Below are 433 nucleotides of genomic sequence, written 5' to 3' on the forward strand. Positions count from 1 at the left end.
CATTTTTATTAGGGGATTTATGACTGTTTAACTAAGTGTGGTTAATTGCGTAGTTAATTTGACTTAAGTAAGCATGATTACTAGTGGGATATTTCAAGAGGCTAACAAGCCGGGGGGAAAGCACCGGCTTGTTACAAAGTAAGAATGGGAGTTTAACTGCCCCAACGACTTTGCAGATAGCTGACCGCTTGTTGAGTCTGTGGCTTATTCAGATAGTCCTCACGGAACAAGATTGTGCCGCTAATTTCTGGCACGGCATCGTTAAGATCGAGCTGCTTTTTCAGTTCCGGTACGCCGCCGTTAATCATCCAGTCTGGCTCTATTTTTGAAGGTTCACCCACTTTATAGAAGGCGATACCGATATACAGGCGGGTCCTGGTCGGTTTAACGACATCCGCCCACCATTTTGCCAAAACGTCATAACGTGCGGCAC

1 protein-coding gene is annotated in these 433 nt (G+C 45.5%); it reads right to left on the reverse strand.

Annotation, left to right across the window (positions count from 1 at the left end; genetic code table 11):
- Positions 1–152: 152 nt before the first annotated feature.
- Positions 153–433 (reverse strand): family 10 glycosylhydrolase (locus D7W79_RS42780; RefSeq protein WP_146707699.1); only part of this gene is annotated, 281 nt, incomplete at its 5' end.

This window comes from Corallococcus exercitus (assembly GCF_003611585.1).
GTDB classification, from domain to species: Bacteria; Myxococcota; Myxococcia; order Myxococcales; family Myxococcaceae; genus Corallococcus; species Corallococcus exercitus.